At 67.1% G+C, this 15,955-nt stretch carries 17 protein-coding genes; 8 read left to right on the top strand and 9 right to left on the bottom strand.

What is annotated here, in order from left to right:
• Nucleotides 1-81 precede the first annotated feature (81 nt).
• The 4 genes from DEQ92_RS05335 to DEQ92_RS05320 all read left to right on the top strand — a co-directional run bounded on the left by DEQ92_RS05335 (nucleotide 82) and on the right by DEQ92_RS05320 (nucleotide 5,838).
• The gene (locus DEQ92_RS05335; protein WP_115804590.1) at nucleotides 82-390 is read left to right on the top strand and encodes a chromosome segregation protein SMC; all 309 of its coding nucleotides are present in this window, start codon (nucleotides 82-84) and stop codon (nucleotides 388-390) included.
• Nucleotides 391-474: 84 nt separating this feature from the next.
• The gene (gene smc, locus DEQ92_RS05330) at nucleotides 475-4,185 is read left to right on the top strand and encodes a chromosome segregation protein SMC (protein ID WP_004972885.1); all 3,711 of its coding nucleotides are present in this window, start codon (nucleotides 475-477) and stop codon (nucleotides 4,183-4,185) included.
• Nucleotides 4,178-5,329 (top strand): ScpA family protein, encoded by a 1,152-nt coding sequence (locus DEQ92_RS05325; protein WP_049905013.1) that lies wholly within the window; start codon nucleotides 4,178-4,180, stop codon nucleotides 5,327-5,329. Before smc ends, DEQ92_RS05325 begins: the two co-directional genes overlap by 8 nt.
• Nucleotides 5,330-5,361: 32 nt before the next feature.
• Nucleotides 5,362-5,838: a hypothetical protein gene (locus DEQ92_RS05320; protein ID WP_049904951.1), complete on the top strand. Its 477-nt coding sequence runs from the start codon at nucleotides 5,362-5,364 to the stop codon at nucleotides 5,836-5,838.
• A 9-nt stretch (nucleotides 5,839-5,847) separates the two neighbouring features.
• Here the strand turns inward: DEQ92_RS05320 and mtnP are convergent, their stop codons facing one another.
• The gene (mtnP, locus tag DEQ92_RS05315) at nucleotides 5,848-6,708 is read right to left on the bottom strand and encodes an S-methyl-5'-thioadenosine phosphorylase (protein WP_115804592.1); all 861 of its coding nucleotides are present in this window, start codon (nucleotides 6,706-6,708) and stop codon (nucleotides 5,848-5,850) included.
• 45 nt (nucleotides 6,709-6,753) lie between these two features.
• Entirely contained in the window at nucleotides 6,754-7,749 is a 996-nt protein-coding gene (locus DEQ92_RS05310; protein WP_115820502.1) for an AEC family transporter, read from the bottom strand.
• A gap of 335 nt (nucleotides 7,750-8,084) precedes the next feature.
• Between DEQ92_RS05310 and DEQ92_RS05305 the strand changes: the two genes are divergently transcribed.
• Nucleotides 8,085-8,525: a nuclear transport factor 2 family protein gene (locus DEQ92_RS05305; protein WP_231608298.1), complete on the top strand. Its 441-nt coding sequence runs from the start codon at nucleotides 8,085-8,087 to the stop codon at nucleotides 8,523-8,525.
• 130 nt (nucleotides 8,526-8,655) lie between these two features.
• On the opposite strand, the gene DEQ92_RS05300 is transcribed toward DEQ92_RS05305, so the two are convergent.
• Nucleotides 8,656-9,369 carry a phosphoribosyltransferase gene (locus tag DEQ92_RS05300; protein ID WP_004972873.1) on the bottom strand — a complete coding sequence of 238 codons (714 nt, stop codon included), beginning with the start codon at nucleotides 9,367-9,369 and terminating at the stop codon, nucleotides 8,656-8,658.
• A gap of 210 nt (nucleotides 9,370-9,579) precedes the next feature.
• Between DEQ92_RS05300 and DEQ92_RS23770 the strand changes: the two genes are divergently transcribed.
• Both DEQ92_RS23770 and DEQ92_RS05295 read left to right on the top strand, forming a co-directional pair.
• Nucleotides 9,580-9,750, top strand: a complete 171-nt coding sequence (locus DEQ92_RS23770) for a hypothetical protein (RefSeq protein WP_004044240.1) — start codon at nucleotides 9,580-9,582, stop codon at nucleotides 9,748-9,750.
• Nucleotides 9,751-9,858: 108 nt separating this feature from the next.
• Nucleotides 9,859-10,758, top strand: a complete 900-nt coding sequence (locus DEQ92_RS05295; RefSeq protein WP_004972869.1) for a PhzF family phenazine biosynthesis protein — start codon at nucleotides 9,859-9,861, stop codon at nucleotides 10,756-10,758.
• Nucleotides 10,759-10,801: 43 nt separating this feature from the next.
• Here DEQ92_RS05295 and DEQ92_RS05290 read toward each other — a convergent pair whose 3' ends face one another.
• The 5 genes from DEQ92_RS05290 to DEQ92_RS05270 are packed head-to-tail and all read right to left on the bottom strand — an operon-like array spanning nucleotide 10,802 to nucleotide 13,109.
• The gene (locus DEQ92_RS05290) at nucleotides 10,802-11,569 is read right to left on the bottom strand and encodes a proteasome assembly chaperone family protein (protein ID WP_004972867.1); all 768 of its coding nucleotides are present in this window, start codon (nucleotides 11,567-11,569) and stop codon (nucleotides 10,802-10,804) included.
• A gap of 51 nt (nucleotides 11,570-11,620) precedes the next feature.
• A complete protein-coding gene (locus DEQ92_RS05285) occupies nucleotides 11,621-11,806 on the bottom strand; it encodes an RNA-protein complex protein Nop10 (RefSeq protein ID WP_004972865.1) in 186 nt (61 codons plus the stop codon).
• A gap of 4 nt (nucleotides 11,807-11,810) precedes the next feature.
• A complete protein-coding gene (locus tag DEQ92_RS05280) occupies nucleotides 11,811-12,611 on the bottom strand; it encodes a translation initiation factor IF-2 subunit alpha (protein ID WP_004972863.1) in 801 nt (266 codons plus the stop codon).
• A gap of 18 nt (nucleotides 12,612-12,629) precedes the next feature.
• Nucleotides 12,630-12,824, bottom strand: a complete 195-nt coding sequence (locus DEQ92_RS05275) for a 30S ribosomal protein S27e (protein WP_004044235.1) — start codon at nucleotides 12,822-12,824, stop codon at nucleotides 12,630-12,632.
• 3 nt (nucleotides 12,825-12,827) lie between these two features.
• Complete coding sequence (locus tag DEQ92_RS05270) at nucleotides 12,828-13,109, bottom strand: 50S ribosomal protein L44e (protein WP_004972860.1); 282 nt, start codon at nucleotides 13,107-13,109, stop codon at nucleotides 12,828-12,830.
• Nucleotides 13,110-13,310: 201 nt separating this feature from the next.
• On the opposite strand from DEQ92_RS05270, the gene DEQ92_RS05265 reads away from it, so the two are divergent.
• Entirely contained in the window at nucleotides 13,311-13,571 is a 261-nt protein-coding gene (locus DEQ92_RS05265; protein WP_004972858.1) for an HAH_0734 family protein, read from the top strand.
• Here DEQ92_RS05265 and DEQ92_RS05260 read toward each other — a convergent pair.
• Nucleotides 13,568-15,931, bottom strand: a complete 2,364-nt coding sequence (locus DEQ92_RS05260; RefSeq protein ID WP_049904950.1) for a DUF2298 domain-containing protein — start codon at nucleotides 15,929-15,931, stop codon at nucleotides 13,568-13,570. The two genes, DEQ92_RS05265 and DEQ92_RS05260, sit on opposite strands and share 4 nt — an antisense overlap.
• Nucleotides 15,932-15,955: the final 24 nt, after the last annotated feature.

The following is a 15,955-nucleotide window of genomic DNA, read 5'->3' as shown; positions in this document are numbered from 1 at the left end:
GGCGGGTCGCCCGCACACGTATCACATTTTCGGTGATTGTCTGACGCACATTTATGTCTCACGCGAGGGGCTATGTTACCCATGAGTAACCGGGTGGAGGAACTCGAATCCAAAGTCGCAGAACTGCAGGCCGCCGTGAACGGGCTCACCGAGGAACTCGTCGAGACCAAAGAACGGCTTCGCCAGCTCGAAGACGCCAACGACGTGGACGTCCCCTCGCGGGCCGCGACCCGCCGCGGCGACTGGGAGACCGAAGCCGAGTCCGCCGCGGAGCCCGCCGAGGCCGACGAGGCGGAGCCGGCCGACGGCGATGAGACTAAACCGGACGAGACCGACGAGACTGACGAAGGCGACGGCGAGACCCCCGACGACGACATCATCGTCGCGTAATCGGGCGCGCCGTCCGACGCGAGCGCGCCCCGTGTTCATGCGGCGCGCTCCACCTGCGGGCGTCGCCCGCGTGAACACCAACCCATGCACATCAAAGAGCTCGTCCTTGACGGTTTCAAGAGCTTCGGGCGGCCGACTCGCATCCCGTTCTACGAGGATTTCACGGTCGTTACGGGCCCGAACGGTTCCGGCAAATCGAACATCATCGACGGCGTCCTCTTCGCGCTCGGTCTCGCCCGCACCCGCGGGATTCGCGCCGAGAAGCTGACGGACCTCATCTACAATCCCGGTCACGCCGACGGGAGCGACGAGGCCGCGAAACAGCCCAAGGAGGCCAGCGTCACGGTCGTCCTCGACAACTCCGAGGGGACGCTCGACCGGTCGCAGGTCGTCAACGCCGCCGGCACCGACAAGGTCGGCGACGTCGAGGAGATAACCATCAAGCGCCGCGTCAAGGAGACGCCGGACAACTACTACTCGTACTACTACCTCAACGAGCGCTCCGTCAACCTCTCGGACATCAAGGACCTGCTCGCCCAGGCGGGCATCACCCCCGAGGGCTACAACGTCGTCATGCAGGGCGACGTGACCGAGATAATCAACATGACGCCCTACCAGCGGCGGGGCATCATCGACGAAATCGCGGGCGTCGCCGAGTTCGACGAGAAGAAAGACGCCGCCTTCGAGGAGTTGGAGGCGGTCGAAGAGCGCGTCGACGAGGCGGACCTCCGCATCGAGGAAAAGGAGACGCGCCTCGACCAACTCGCCGACGAGCGCGAGACCGCGCTCACCTACAAGGGACTCCGCGAGGAGAAAGAAGAGTACGAGGGCTACCTGAAGGCCGCGGAGCTCGAAGACAAGCGCGACGACCTCTCGCGGACCGAATCGCGCATCGAGTCCACGGAGGCCGACCTCGAAGACCTACAGGCCGAACTCGACGAGCGACAGGGCAAGGTCACCCGTCTCGAAGAGGACCTCGAAGACCTCACCCGCGAAATCGAGCGCAAGGGCGAGGACGAACAGCTCCGCATCAAGTCGGAGATGGAGGAGATAAAAGGCGACATCTCCCGGCTCGAAAACGCCATCGAGGCCGCCGAGGAAAAGCGCGACGACGCCGAGGCCGAGCGCCGGAAGGCGTTCGTCGACATCGACCGCAAGCAAGAACAGATCGACGACCTCGAAGACGACATCCGCGAGGTCAAAGTCGAGAAGGCGTCGGTCAAAAGCGACATCCAGTCCAAGCGGGTCGAACTCTCCGAGGTGCAGGCCGAAATCGACTCGGTCGACACCGAGTTCGACGAACTGAAGTCCGAACTCGCGGCGAGAAAGGAGACGCTCGACGAGCTCAAAGACGAGAAGAACGACCGCCAGCGCGCCAAGGACCGCCTGCTCGACGACGCGCGCCGCCGCTCGAACCAGATCTCGGAGACGCGGGACGAACTCGAACGCGCCCGCGAGCGCATCCCCGAACTGAAGGCGACGGTCTCCGACCTGCACAGCGAACTCGACACCGCCGAGAAGAACAAGGCGAAGATAGACGGCGTCATCGAGGACCTGCAGGCCGAGAAGGCCGAACTGAACGACGAACTCTCGGAGGTCACGGACGAACTCCAGACCAAGCAGTCCGAGTACGCCCGCCTCGAAGCCCGCGCCGGGAAGGACGGCGACAACTCCTGGCCCCGAGCCGTCACGACCATCCTCAACGCCGGCATCTCCGGCGTTCACGGCGCGGTCGGCCAACTCGGCTCCGTCGACGGCGAGTACGCCAAGGCGTGTGAGACGGCCGCCGGCGGCCGCCTCGCCAACGTCGTCGTCGACGACGACGGCGTGGGGTCGTCCTGTATCGACCACCTGAAGTCCCGCAACGCGGGCCGCGCGACGTTCCTGCCCATCACGAAGATGGACAACCGGAGCCTGCCGCGCAAGCCCAACAACCCCGGCGTCGTCGACTTCGCGCGCAACCTCGTCGACTACGACAGCCAGTACGAGTCCGTCTTCTCGTACGTCCTCGGCTCGACGCTCGTCGTCGAGGACATGGAGACCGCCCGCGACCTGATGGGCGACTACCGCATGGTCACCCTCGACGGCGACCTCGTCGAGCGCTCCGGCGCGATGACCGGCGGCTCCGGCGGCGGCTCTCGCTACTCCTTTTCGAAGTCCGGCGAGGGCAAACTCGAACGCCTCGCGAAGGAAATCACGAAGCTCGAAGACCGCCGTCGCTCGCTCAACGGCGAGATTCGGGACATCGACGACGACCTCGACGACGCCCGCGGCCGGGCCTCCGACGCCGCCGACCGCGTCCGGACCATCGAGCGCGAAATCGAGGACGCCGAGGAGGACATCGAGGACGCCGAAGCCGAAATCGACCGCCTCGACGACCGCCTCGACGAACTCCAGTCCGAACGCGAGTCGGTGGACGAACAGATGTCCGACCTCGACGACGAAATCGCCGACCTCGACGACGAAATCGAGACGGTCGAGGCCGCAATCGAGGACATCGAGACCGAACTCGCGGACTCCGAGATTCCGGAACTCACCGCCCGCGCCGACGACATTCGCGCGGACATCGACGACCTCGAAGACCGGATGTCCACGCTCGACGGCCGGCTCAACGAGATTCAGCTCGAAAAGCAGTACGCGGAAGACGCGGTCGACGACCTCCACGACACGGTCGAGGCCGCCCAGAACCGCAAAGCTGAGGCCCGGAAGTCCATCTCCGAGGCGGAGTCGAAAATCGAGGAGCGCGAGGGCGACCTCGAAGCAAAGCGCGAGGCGGTCGCCGAACTCGAGGAGGAACTGGTCGACCTCAAGGAGGACCGCACGGAGCTCCAGGGCGACCTCCGGGAGGCTCGGAGCGCCCGCGACGAGAAGAAAGACCGGGTGAACGCGGTCGAATCGAAGCTCGAAAGCATGCGCTCGGCCGCGGAGCGCCTCGAGTGGGAAATCGACGAACTCGAGTCGCAGGTCGGCGACTACGACCCCGACGAGATTCCCGACCACGATACGGTCGAGTCCGAAATCGAGCGGCTCACCGAGGAGATGGAGGAACTCGAACCGGTCAACATGCTCGCCATCGACGAGTACGACGACGTGAAGGCCGACCTCGAATCCCTCCAGGAGCGCCGCGACGTGCTGGTCGAAGAGCGAGACGCCATCGCCGACCGCATCGACCAGTACGAGTCCCAGAAGAAGGCGACGTTCATGGAGTCGTTCGACGCCATCGCCGAGAACTTCACCGACATCTTCGAGCGCCTGTCGAACGGGACGGGCCACCTCCAGTTGGAGAACCCGGAAGACCCATTCGAGGAGGGGCTGACGATGAAGGCCCAGCCGGGCGACAAGCCCATCCAGCGCCTCGACGCCATGTCCGGCGGCGAGAAGTCGCTGACGGCGCTCGCGTTCATCTTCGCAATCCAGCGGCACAACCCCGCGCCGTTCTACGCGCTCGACGAGGTGGACGCCTTCCTCGACGCCGCGAACGCCGAGCGCGTCGGCCAGATGGTCGACGACCTCGCGGGCGACGCCCAGTTCGTCGTCGTCTCGCACCGCTCCGCGCTGCTCGAACGCGCCGAGCGCGCCATCGGCGTGACGATGCAGGGCGACAACGTCAGCGCCGTCACGGGTATCCAGTTCGGCGGCGACGACGGCCCCGGAAGCGATGGAGGCGACGGAGGCGACGCGGACGGATTCGACGGCGACGACAGCGGAAGCGACGACGACGGCGACGACGCCGACGGTGGTGACGGCGGCGGAGCCGACGCGGACGTGGAAGCGGAGGTTCCGGCGGATGACTGACGACATCCCCGAACTGAACCTCTCTCGCGGGCGTGGCGAGCGCGATGCGAGCGACGAGGATGACGATGACGACGCGGTCTTCTCGTTCGGCGGCGACGACGCCGAGTCGGGTTCCGCGGCCGACACCACTCCGGACGCCGCCGACTCCGCCGGCCCCACCGAACCCGACGCGATGGACGAGGTTCTCCCGGAAGACGTCTCGGAGACCGACGACGACGAGGTCGAACCGGTCGAACTCCTCGTCCAACTCGCGAAGGAGGGCACCATCGACCCGTGGGATATCGACATCGTGGAGGTCACAGACGCCTTCCTGAACCGCCTCGACGCGATGGACCTCCGGACGACCGGGCGGGCGCTGTTCTACGCGAGCGTCCTCCTGCGCATGAAGTCCGACGAACTCCTCGCGCCGGACGAACCCGACGAGGAGGAACTCGAACCGTGGGAACTCGCCTTACAGGGCGGCGGCGACGAAGGTCACCCCGGCGACGACGACGGCGGTCCGCCCGGTTTCGACCCCATCGACGCGCTGGAAGACGAGATGGACCGCCGACTCGAACGCAAGCAGGCCCGCGGGTCGCCCGAAACGCTGGACGAACTCGTCCGCGAACTCCGGGAGGTCGAACGCGGGTCGTGGTGGAAGCGCCGCCGCGAGTACGACACCTCGGAATCGCCGCGCGGCTTCTCCCGGGGGACGCAGACGCTCGACTACCACACGCCCGGCGAGATGCGCGGCGCGGGCGAACCCACGGAGGACGACGTGACCGGGACCGCCCACAACGAGGATATCGAGGCGGTCGTCGAAGCCGTCGGCGACGTGCTCGCGACGCACTACCAGAAGGGCCGCGACGAGGTGCTGTTCGCCGAGGTCCGCGACGTGGCCGACACGGTGATGACGACCTATCTCGCGCTCCTGTTTCTGTCCCACCGGAGCACGGTCTACCTCAAGCAGGACGACCTGTTCGGCGACCTCTGGATTCGGAACCCCGAGGTGTTCGACGCCGACCCCGGCGCGGGGTCGGAGGTCGACCCGGACGCCGACGGAACTGACGCGTCGGAAGCCGAGACGGCCGTCGACGGCTCCGACGATACCGATGACGACGCCGACGACCCCGAACTCGAAGCCGAGGCCATCGCGGACGACTAGCTATTTTATCGGACCCGCCGTCACTCTCGGACGTGTCCCATCCGACCCTGCTCTCCAGCACGCTCCGGCGGTTGACGGTCGCGGTTTCGCTCGTCACGTCGACGCTGTTCGCGGCGCTCGCGGCGGCGATTCTGTTTCCCCAGTCTGCCATCTGGACGTGGGCGCTCCTGTTTTTCTTGCCCATCTTCTGGTTGCACTGCTACTTCCCCGGCTACGTCTCGTACAGTCCGACCTCGTTCGGCCGCGTCCGCGAGGTGGTCACGTCGCCGCGGGCGGTCCGCGAGTGCGTCGTCTGCGGCGAGTCGGACGACAGCGGCGTCGCTCGGGAGTTCAGCACGCAACTCGTCGCGGCCGGCATCCCGCTCGCGACGACTGACCGCGGGGAAAACGAGTACTGCGAACGCTGTCACGCGGTCGAGTTCTCGCCGGACGACGAGGTGGCGCGCGGTGAACGCGAGGTCCCGGTGCCGGAGGACGGTTCGGAAGAATCCGCAGAACTGAACGACTGAAGCGCCGGCTCAGTCGACGTACTTGTCGATGAGCGGCGCGAGCTTTTCTTTCGTCTCGGCGGGGATGGCCTCGTCGGGCGTGTTGATGGTCCCTTCGAGCGCGGCGTGGCTGTCGGTCTCGTGGCCGTCGGGTATCTTGCGGATGGCGGCCTCGACGGTCTCCTTGATTGCCTCCTCGTTGGCGGCGGCGTTCTTCAGCACCTCGTCGAGGGTGACTTCGCTGTCTTCCTTCCAGACGTCGTAGTCGGTGACGCCGGTGATGGTCGCGTAGGCCATCTCGGCCTCCCGGGCGAGTTTGGCCTCGGGGATGGTCGTCATGCCGATGACGTCCCAGCCCTGCGCGCGGTAGTGCTCGCTTTCGGCCTTCGTGGAGTACGAGGGACCCTCGATGCAGACGTAGGTGCCGCCCGCTTGGACCCGCGCGTCGGTCGCCTCCTCGGCGGCCTCGGCGAGGATGGAGACGAGTTCCTCGTCGTACGGCATCGCGAAGGGCTGGTGGACGACGATGCCCTCGTCGAAGAACGTAAGCGGGCGGTGTTTCGTGCGGTCGTAAATCTGGTCGGGGACGACGAGCGTCTGCGGCGGCAGGTCCTCTTTGAGACTGCCGACGGCGTTGCTGGCGAGGACGTGGGTGACGCCGAGTTGCTTCAGCGCGAAGATGTTCGCGCGGTAGGGGAGCGTCGTCGGCGAGTGCTGGTGGTCGGGGCCGTGTCGCGGGAGGAAGACGACCTCGCGGCCGGTGTCGCCGAACTCGCCGACGACGGGCGTCGTCGAGGGCTCGCCGAAGGGCGTCTCGACGGGTTCCTCGCGGGTGTTCTCCAGCGGGAGCGCCTCGTAGATACCGCTGCCACCGATGAATCCGATCTTCATACTCGGAGGTGGGAGAGAGCGCACAAAATCGTGGCGAAACGGGGCCTACACCACGAAGCCGTGGTTCAAGAGGTAGATGAGCACCGAGAGCGCGGGCACGCTGAGGAGGGTCGTCGCGAAGACGGCCGCGGAGACGAACTCGGCGAGCGAGGTGGCCGAGCCGGTTCCGGTGGCGTCGCCGAACTCCGCGACGAGGATGAGCGGCGTGACCGCGGCGGGCATCGCGGATTCGAGGACGAACGTCCGCGCGACCGTCGGGTCGCCGAAACCGGCGACGAGCGCGACGCCGACGGCGACCGCGGGCGCGACGACTATCTTGAGCGCGGCGACGACGCCGACCTCCGAGAGCGTCGAGCCGAGGTCGGCCCCCGCGAGTTGGATGCCGAGGATGAGGAGCATCATCGGAATCGACGAGTCGCCGACGAGCCTGAGCGTCTCCATCGCGGGGACGCCCGTCGGCGGGACGACACCGAGCCAGCGAGCCGCGAGCGCGGCGACGACGGCGTAGACGAGCGGGATGCGGACGATGCGTTCGAGGCCGACGCGCCATCCCGGCGCGCCGTCGTCGCGGTCGGTCCCTCGTCCGGCGATGTACACGCCCAGCGTGTAGATGAGGACGCTCTGGACGGCGAGGTAGACGACGGCCGTCGAGCGGCCGGTGTCGCCGAAGGCGAACGAACTGACGGGGATGCCGTAGTTCCCTGAGTTCGGAAAGGCGGCGACGAGGACGAGCGCGCCGAGAAGCGGTTCGGAGACGCCCGCGAGTCGGGCGACGCCGCCCGCGACGAGGAGCATGGCGACGTGGTAGACGACGACGCCGGCGGTGATGGTCGCCAGCGTCTCGCCGGCGAGTTCGGTCGTCGCGAGGCTGTAGAACACGAGGACCGGCGCGAGGACGTACACCGTGACCGTGTTGAGCGGCTCGGGGTCCACGTCGCGGACGCGGCCGAGGGCGAACCCCACCGCGCCGATGGCGAGAATCGGCAGGAGCGCGGTGACGAAGATAGAAAACAGCGACATGCGCGTGCCGAGGTCCGTCACGCAAACGAACGTTTCGCTTCGGACGAGTCCGGGCGGCGGTCGAGTGTGAGCGGTCGGAGGGGCGTTGAAGCCGACGGTCGAAGCAGTCGGACACGCGGCTCTGTTGAAATCCCCGGCTGGTGACAGTTTGTCGAGACCGTGCTGAATACGGGGTGTGAGTCTCGCATCCAGCGTCGGTTCGGGCAGTCCGCTACCGACGTGTACAGCCACTCTCTCACTCCGGTCGAAACGAGGAGTCGGGCTCCTCCCGGCGAAACGTCCTAAATAGATGACCGTACGAAATATCATAGATTTAGTATATATCCTCTGGAGCCGTCGTTATCTTGAGGTTTGTAATGTCTACAAAACGCGTAGCAGCCGAAGCCGGCGTCCGAGCCGCATCCGACCAGTTCTACGGGGCGCTGGAAGCGATGGCGAACGGGAATGCCGACTCCATGGCGGACATCTGGTCACACGAGGACGACGTGACGACCATGCACCCAATCGGTGGACGGGAAGAGGGTTGGGAGGCCGTCTCTGGGTCCTTCGCCGGAGTCGCATCGGCGAGTGCGGATGGCACGGTCATCCGAGCGGACCAGGTCATCCGCGTCATCGGCGACGCTGCGTACGAACTCTGCACCGAGTCGGTGTCGTGGACTTTTGCGGGTGAACCCATGTCCCTGGAGGGCCGGACGACCAACGTCTACCGGCAGGAGAAGGGCGAGTGGAAAATCGTCCATCACCACGCCGACCTCCACGCCGAGTTCGCCGAGAAAGTGGCGAATATGGGTGCCTGAGCGACCGACCGCCGGACGCCCGTCCGATTCGATGGTCGTTCACCCGACTAATCGGTTCTATCAAACTCAGGTGGATTCAACAGCGTCGAAGCAGTCGAACGAAACCGGGTCGAACCGAACGCGGCCGCGCTCAGGCCCCGACGCCGTCGTTTTCGAGGAGTCGCCACGCGCCGTCGCCGGTGGACTCGACGTAGCCGCGGCGCTCCATCTCGGACATGACTTCCGGCATCCGGTCGGGTTGGGCGATTTCCATCTCGATGCGGTCCACGTCGTGGAACTCCGCGAGGTAGTGGCGGACGTCTTCGAGTTCGAAGGTGTCGTCGTCGGCCTTCGCCATGACGCCCGAGGTGAGGTCTATCATGTCCTCGATGAAGTTCCACGGGTAGACGACCCACGCCCACTCTTCGAGGCGCTCGCCGACGTAGTCGGGTTCGAACTCGCTGGTCTGGAGGAGTTGGAGCGTCGCGGTCCGGACCTCGCCCGCGTTGCGCTCGTTGACGTACTCGTGTGCGCGCTTGATGGAGCCGCCGGTGTCGGCGATGTCGTCGATGATGAGCACGTCCTTACCCTCGACGCTGCCTTCCGGCATCGGGTAGCGCACCTCCGGCTCGTTCGATTTCTGGGCCGTCCCGACGTAGTGTTCCATCTTCAGGCTCGTCAGGTCGTCCAACCCGAGGAAGTCACAGATGCAGCGGCCGGCGAACCAGCCGCCGCGGGCCAACGCGACGATGACGTCGGGTTCGAACTCGGATGTCTTGACCTCGTCCGAAACGTCGCGGCAGAGGCCGTAGATGTACTCCCAGTTCGTGATAGTACAGTTAAACTCGTCGGGGAGGTCGCCCATATCTTCCGTTCACCGTGCGTACTGCCGCGCCTGACGCCCTTTAATCTGTACGACTCGCTCCGCCCGTGTGTCGCCGTATCAAAACCGCTCGAACCGACGTTATTCGGTGACTAACCGGGGAACCCGTCGTTCAGGCGGACACTAACGTATGTTAACAAGGGGCATAGTTATGTCGAGTGCCGGAGTATGCGGATTTGTAGGTGAAACAGAATGCACACGTGTGGTAACTGTGGTGAGTTCGTCTCCCGCGACTTCGTCCGCGTCTTCGGCAACGACATGGACGAGGTCGTCGGGTGCCCAGCCTGTATGAACATGCGCGAAGTGATGCAGGGCGACGGCGCAGCTCAAACGAGCGGCCGCGTCCGGTGGACCCGCGCGTGAATCGGCCGACACCGACCGACCCGCGCTCGTATCGCGCTCTTCCCTTCTCTCTCGTGACGTGACCGCCGACCCACTGGTTTGATACATCGCCGTGTAGTGCGCCTTTCCATGGATAGCCGACGCGCCCTCCTCGTCGACGCCTTCACGACCGAACCGCTGTCCGGTAACGCGGCCGGGGTCGTCCCCGACGCCGACGGACTCGACGCGGAACAGATGCGCGCCGTCGCCGCCGAACTCGGCGCGAGCGAGACGGCGTTCGTCTGCTCGTCGGCCGCCGCGGACCGCCGCATCCGCTACTTCACGCCGAAGCAGGAAGTCGACCTCTGCGGACACGCGACTATCGCGGCCCACGCTCACCTCGCGGCCGAGCGCGAACTCGAACCGGGTACCCACACGCTGGAGACGAACGTCGGCACCCTCGACATCGAACTCGGCGACCTCGGGGAGGTGTGGATGACGCAGAACGCGCCGACGGTGCGTCCCCTGGAAGTCGACTACGACCGCCTCGCGGCGGCGCTCGGCGTCGACGACGCCGCCCTCCGCGACGTGGGTGCGGACCTCCCCGTCGCGGTCGCCTCCACGGGGCTTCCCTTCCTCGTCGTCCCGGTCAACTTCCTCGAACACCTCTCGGGTGCGGACCCCGACGACGCCGCCATCGCCGACCTCGCCGCCGAACACGACGCGGCGGGCGTCTACGCCTTCACCTTCGACGCCATCGACGGCGACTCCACGCTCCACGCGCGGTGTTTCGCGCCCGGCATCGGCATCTCCGAGGACCCCGCGACCGGCACCGCCGCGGGTGCGTGCGGCGCGTACCTCCGGCAAGTGGGCGCGTTCGACTCCATGCCGGACGAACTCCGCTTCGAACAGGGCCACTTCGTGGACCGGCCGGGCACCGTCCGCGTGCGGGTCGGCGCGGAGATACGCGTCGGCGGTCGCGCGGTGCAGTCGCTCGACGGCGAGGTCGTCGTCCCGGAGTTCGCAGACGACGACATCATCGAAGCCTAAACTCCGTTCGAAAACGAGTCGGGCCGCGCCGGTCGACGCGACCTCAGCCGATGTACCGGAGGTCGTCGTCGCTGGCGATGCCGCCCTGCTGCTGCTGTTGCATCTCCTGAATCTTCGCGGCGACCTCCTTCATCTCCTCGGCGCGCTCTTCGAGCGATTCGAAGTCGACGCTGAACTCGAGGAGGTCCTGCAGGACCTCGATGACGACCTGCGCGCTCTGGGGGTCGACGAGGTAGCCGCTCGTCTCGCCCATCAGGCACGTCGCGTCGAGGCCGCGGCGACTTCCGAGGCCGAGAAGCAGTCCCGAGACGCCGACGACGCCGCCGGCGGGTTCGTCCTCTCGGAACTCGATGCCCGCCGCTTCGAGTTCGTCGAGGCGGGACTCGTCGGCGACGGCCCCGAGAACCGACGGCTCGTCGACGAGCTCGCCGGTCGGGACACCGCCCAGCGCGAACAGTCGCTCGACGCCGAACTCCTCGGCCACGTCGAGGAAGGCGTCGGTGAGGTGGTAGTGACCCTCGTTGGACTGCGCCTGGTGGTCGCCCGTCAGGAGGAGCAGGTCCGGTCCCTCGCCGGGCGTCTCGACGGCGTGAATCGCGGCGTGGGTCAGCTCGGCGACGCCCTCGTCGATGCTCACCTGCGGCGGGAACACGTCGGCGTAGACGCGGCGGACCAGCGTGGCCTCCTCGAACTCCTCCAGCAGGTGCTCGACGGCGAGTTTGCCGACGTTCCCGACGCCCGGCAGTCCCTCGATGAGGACCGGGTCGGTGAGGTCGACCTCCTCGACAGCCTCGATTTCGATGTCGTCCATGCACGTAGTGGCGGACGCGCCGGTTAAGAGAGCGTCGGTAGCCGAAGACGGCTATTCCTCGGCGAGCCGGCGCTTCCGAGCGCGGCGGTACTCGCCGTAGGGGTCTTCTGGGTTGTACGGTGCGGGCGCGCTGTTCTCTGTGGTTGCGCCACACTCCGGACAGGTCTCAGAAAGTGAGTACACCGGGCGGTCGTGGCGGTCGCGCCACGCGCTGCACACCCGGATGTCAGACTTCATGCGATTACTCTTCGTCGCCGCTGCGTTCGCGGTGGTACTCCGCGGTTCCGCCCGCGGCCTCGATGACCTCGCGGGCCCGAGCGACGCTCGATTCGAGCTCCGTCTCGGCGGTCTTGTAGTCGGGCGCTTTGACCTTCACGCGGTACTCGGGCGCGCCGACGTACGTGACCGACAGTTCGATTTCGTCGCCGATTTCGTCGTCGCCCTCGGCGGCTTTGAGGGCCTCCTTCACGTCGTCGACGCCGTCGCCCGCGGGCGAGCGCAGGTCGACGTAGCCGGTGACGTTGACGAAGGGGACCGACACGTTCTGGCGCGCGGTCTCGACGATGGCTTCGAGCTCGTCGTCGTCGAGTTCGACGTCTTCGAGCGCCTCGAGACCGTGAATCGCGGCCTGCTCGAAGCCGTCGTAGAGCGATTCGAACTCGGCGAGCAGGGCGTTGGCGATGGACTGGTAGCGGTCGTCGGCGATGTCCTCGCCGAACGCCAGCGCCATCCACTTGTCGGCCTTCTGCTCGTTTTTCCACTCCTGAATCTTCTCTTTGCGCTGGTGCTCGTTGACGTCCTTTATCGAGAGGTCGATCTGCTGGGAACTCTCGTTGACTTCGAGCACTTTAGCGACGACTGTCTGTCCCTCGCGGACGTGGTCGCGAACGTTCTTAATCCATCCGCTGGCGACCTCGCTGATGTGGCAGAGGCCGCGTTTGTCTTCGTACTCTTCGAGGTCGACGAAGACGCCGAAGTCCGCGATGTCGTCTACCTTTCCGACGACGAGTTCGCCGGGGTCAGGCCATCCGCTGTACTTCATACGAGGTCCTCCAGGGAGTTACGCCTCAAGTTCGTCGCTGTCGCGACGCTCGACCGTCTCGACGACCTCGCCGTGGAATTCGGCGTTGCCGCCGGTCGGCGTGGCGAGGGTCGTCCCGCAGACGGCGCAGTTGACGACCGAGGAGGCTTTTCCGAAGACGACCTGTTCGTTCTCGCAGTCGCTGCACGCGACCTTGTAGAAGTTTCCTGCCATGATTTACTCCTGGAACTCCAGGCGACCGGCGCGCCAGCCCTCGCGCATGTGGGCCTTGCCACAGTCGGAGCAGATGTACTTCAGGTGGGTCTTCTTCGTCGGCTTGTCGCCACCGGGAACCTTGGAGAACTTACCGGCGTTACCGATCGTGGCCTTGCCGCGTCGCGTCTGACGGGCGTTCCACTTCATGCCGGTCGGGCGTCCCTTCCGGACCTTCTCCACTTCGTGTTCGTGGTGACCCTTGCAGTTCGGGCAGTACGTGTTGAAACGGCGTGGCATCTGCATAGATATCGACCTTGTGCTGGGTTTTGGTGTGGCCCGTTAAAACCCGTTTGGTTCGACGCGGCCCCTGAACTCGCCGCGACCGGGCGTTCGCCGTGTCACGTGTGGGCAGCCCACGGTGACTGCACCGTCCGTGATTCCCCCGCCGCGCGCCGCACGCCCGAAGCCGAAGCGATTAAGCGGTGACTGTGCCAATCCCGGCACATGAAGAAGCTCATCATCCACGGCGACCCCGGCGTCCGCCGCGACGGCGTCATCGAGTACGACGGCGAGGAGTACGTCCTCTTTTCGGTCGACCGACAGGGCGACTGGCACGGTCCCGACCGCGTCCAGCTGTGGTGCACCGTCGGCACCGAAGACGAGCGCGAGGCGTTCGAAAAGCGCGAGTTCGTCCCGCACTGGCTCGAAACCGAGGGCGTCGACGCCGAGGCCGTCGAAGTCGTCCGCGAGCGCGGCGCGGCCTAAGGTAGTCTCGCTTCTTCTACCTCGTAGACCGTGACCGACCCTGACCGGTGGACCGGCGTCAGCCACGCCACGTCCGTCTCTATCTCCCCGTAGCGGGCGCGCTCGCCCGGTCCGACCCACACGTACCGAACCTCGTACTGCTCGACGAGCCGCGCCCGCGTCGACTCGTTGCCGACGTACATCGCGTCCACGTCGCGCACGCGGTCGTAGTACGCGTCGGGGCCGCGGTAGCCGACCTCGTGCGCCCAGCCGGCGACCGTCGGCACGCCGGTCAGGCTCGATTCGGGATTCCCGCGCCAGCCGTACATGACGGTCTCGCGCTCGTCGCTCACGGTCGCCGACCACGTCGTCCCCGGCGCGGTGAGCATCGTCGGGTTGCCCTCGACGTTCTCGTCGAGCCACGTGATTGCGGTCGATTCGTTTTCGTGCCACCACTCCGCGAAGGCCGTCGCGTCCAGCGTCTCCTCCTGCCGGGGGGTGTCCGCGTGGGCGGCGACGGCCAGTCCGCCGTACACCGACGTGGACGCGACGAGGAGGACGACGAACGCGACCCCGACGACGCTGACCGCCCCCCCGCGGACGCTGAGGTCGACCCTCGGAAGCGACACGTCGCTCGCGGCGACCGCGTCGCCGACGAAGCCGGCCAGCACGGCACCCATCGCACTCCCCCAGAGCACCCAGACCTGCATGTACGTCTTGAACACCGTGTTCATCCGACCGGGGCCGGCCTGCTCGTTCACGTAGATGAGCTCGACGAGCGTCACGAGGCCCGCGCCGGCGACGACGAGCACCGTCTCGAACCGCGGGTCGTCGGCGAACCGGAGGAGCACCCAACCGACGGCGACGAGGGGTGCGACGAGCGCGAGCGCGGCGAACGAGTGGACGGCGGCGACGACGGTCAGCACCGCGAAGCTCCCGAGGAGCGCGGCCCACTCGCGGCCGCCGAGGCCGTCCTGCGCCCCGAGGCGACGGACGTAGTAGCCCGCGAACGCCGCGAGGAACGCCCCGTGGACGAGCGCCAGCGCGCCGAACCCGCTCCGCTGGTCGGGCGCGAGAATCTCGACCGTCCGGGCGCTTCCACCGCCCGCGACCGCGCCGAGGAGGAACGGACTCGCGAGCACGGCGGCGACGACGCCGGCGAGTCCGACCGCCGCGACCGTCCCAACGAGTCGCGCTACTTCACCGGCAACTGGGTCGTCGCCGACGACCGAGCGAACGCGCTCCCGACCGGGAAACAGCGTCCACGGCCGTGCGGGCGCGAAGACCATCCCGAGGAACAGCACGCCGAACACCGACGGGAAACTCCACGTGTCGACGACGACCTGGAGCGCGCCGACGAGCGTCGTCGCGGCGACGAGGAGTCGGCGCTCGCCGACCGCCTCCTCCGGCGTCCGGAAGTACGCGAAGGCGAGGCCGGCCGCGAGGAGCAGAAACGGCGTGCCCATCATGTGGGCGTGGAGGTCGCCGTTGAGCCACGCGAAAAGCGGGAACTCGTTGATGGTACCCGGAATCACGCGGCTCGCGCTCCAGTACGAGAAGTTCGAGGTTCCGGCGATCACCTGCTCGACGGTGTACTGCGAGCGCTCGGCGACGGCTCGCGCGAGGGGTCGCCGGAGCCCCTCGGGGAGCGCGGCGAGGGCGAACCGCCCCGCGGTGACGAGGTTGCTGGCGAAGCCGACGAAGAACGCCGAGAGCAGGCCGCCGATTCGACCGTTCGCCCCCGAGGCGGCGGCGACCCCGCGCCCGAGTTCGAACGCCGCGGTGACGAGGAAGCCGAAGAAGCCGGCGAGCGCGAGGTTGTAGGCGAACGACGGGTCGGTGGCGGTGAGCCGCGCGAGGAGAATCGAGACGAGGTGGCCGCCGTAGTAGTAGCGGACCGGCTCGCCGGCGAACCACATGTCCTCCGGCGGGAGGACCGACGCGCGGGCGAGCGACTGGAGGAGGCCGAAGTCGAGGAACTTCTCGCCGCCGCCGGCGTGGACCGACGGGTCGAGCGCCCGGAGCGAGACCGCGAACAGGAAGGCGACGAGAAACACCGCGGCCGCGTCGGCGACGGCGCGCCGGTCGATGTCGAGGTCGGACGCGAGTCGGAGGTCGCCGCGGCGGAGCGCGCCGAGGTCGAGGCCCGCGACCGCGGACGCGACGAGGAGCGTCCCGACGCCGGCGACGAGGGCCACGGGGCCGAACGAGAGGTGGCCGACGTAGTAGGCGGGAAGGGTCAAGACGACGAGCGAGACGGGGAGGGCGAGTCCGGCACCGCGACCGGGAAGGCGTCGGAACAGGCGGGTCGCGAGGGGAAGGCCGACCGCCCAGAGGGCCGCGAACAGCAGCAACCACCGGACAACGAGGGCGTACTCCATCTGTCCGATGACTGCGCCGCGGAT

This window comes from Haloferax sp. Atlit-6N (assembly GCF_003383195.1).
Lineage (GTDB): Archaea > Halobacteriota > Halobacteria > Halobacteriales > Haloferacaceae > Haloferax > Haloferax gibbonsii.
The sequence above is the reverse complement of the archived record's forward strand: the minus strand, read 5'-3'. Positions and strand labels throughout refer to the sequence as shown.

Excerpts from the sequence above, each read along its gene's own strand:
- DEQ92_RS05335 (WP_115804590.1), top strand. The coding sequence starts at position 82 with ATGAGTAACCGGGTGGAGGAACTCGAATCCAAAGTCGCAGAACTGCAG.
- smc (WP_004972885.1), top strand. The coding sequence starts at position 475 with ATGCACATCAAAGAGCTCGTCCTTGACGGTTTCAAGAGCTTCGGGCGG.
- DEQ92_RS05325 (WP_049905013.1), top strand. The coding sequence starts at position 4,178 with ATGACTGACGACATCCCCGAACTGAACCTCTCTCGCGGGCGTGGCGAG.
- mtnP (WP_115804592.1), bottom strand. The coding sequence starts at position 6,708 with ATGAAGATCGGATTCATCGGTGGCAGCGGTATCTACGAGGCGCTCCCG.
- DEQ92_RS05305 (WP_231608298.1), top strand. The coding sequence starts at position 8,085 with ATGTCTACAAAACGCGTAGCAGCCGAAGCCGGCGTCCGAGCCGCATCC.
- DEQ92_RS05300 (WP_004972873.1), bottom strand. The coding sequence starts at position 9,369 with ATGGGCGACCTCCCCGACGAGTTTAACTGTACTATCACGAACTGGGAG.
- DEQ92_RS23770 (WP_004044240.1), top strand. The coding sequence starts at position 9,580 with ATGCACACGTGTGGTAACTGTGGTGAGTTCGTCTCCCGCGACTTCGTC.
- DEQ92_RS05295 (WP_004972869.1), top strand. The coding sequence starts at position 9,859 with ATGGATAGCCGACGCGCCCTCCTCGTCGACGCCTTCACGACCGAACCG.
- DEQ92_RS05290 (WP_004972867.1), bottom strand. The coding sequence starts at position 11,569 with ATGGACGACATCGAAATCGAGGCTGTCGAGGAGGTCGACCTCACCGAC.
- DEQ92_RS05285 (WP_004972865.1), bottom strand. The coding sequence starts at position 11,806 with ATGAAGTCTGACATCCGGGTGTGCAGCGCGTGGCGCGACCGCCACGAC.
- DEQ92_RS05280 (WP_004972863.1), bottom strand. The coding sequence starts at position 12,611 with ATGAAGTACAGCGGATGGCCTGACCCCGGCGAACTCGTCGTCGGAAAG.
- DEQ92_RS05275 (WP_004044235.1), bottom strand. The coding sequence starts at position 12,824 with ATGGCAGGAAACTTCTACAAGGTCGCGTGCAGCGACTGCGAGAACGAA.
- DEQ92_RS05270 (WP_004972860.1), bottom strand. The coding sequence starts at position 13,109 with ATGCAGATGCCACGCCGTTTCAACACGTACTGCCCGAACTGCAAGGGT.
- DEQ92_RS05265 (WP_004972858.1), top strand. The coding sequence starts at position 13,311 with ATGAAGAAGCTCATCATCCACGGCGACCCCGGCGTCCGCCGCGACGGC.
- DEQ92_RS05260 (WP_049904950.1), bottom strand. The coding sequence starts at position 15,931 with ATGGAGTACGCCCTCGTTGTCCGGTGGTTGCTGCTGTTCGCGGCCCTC.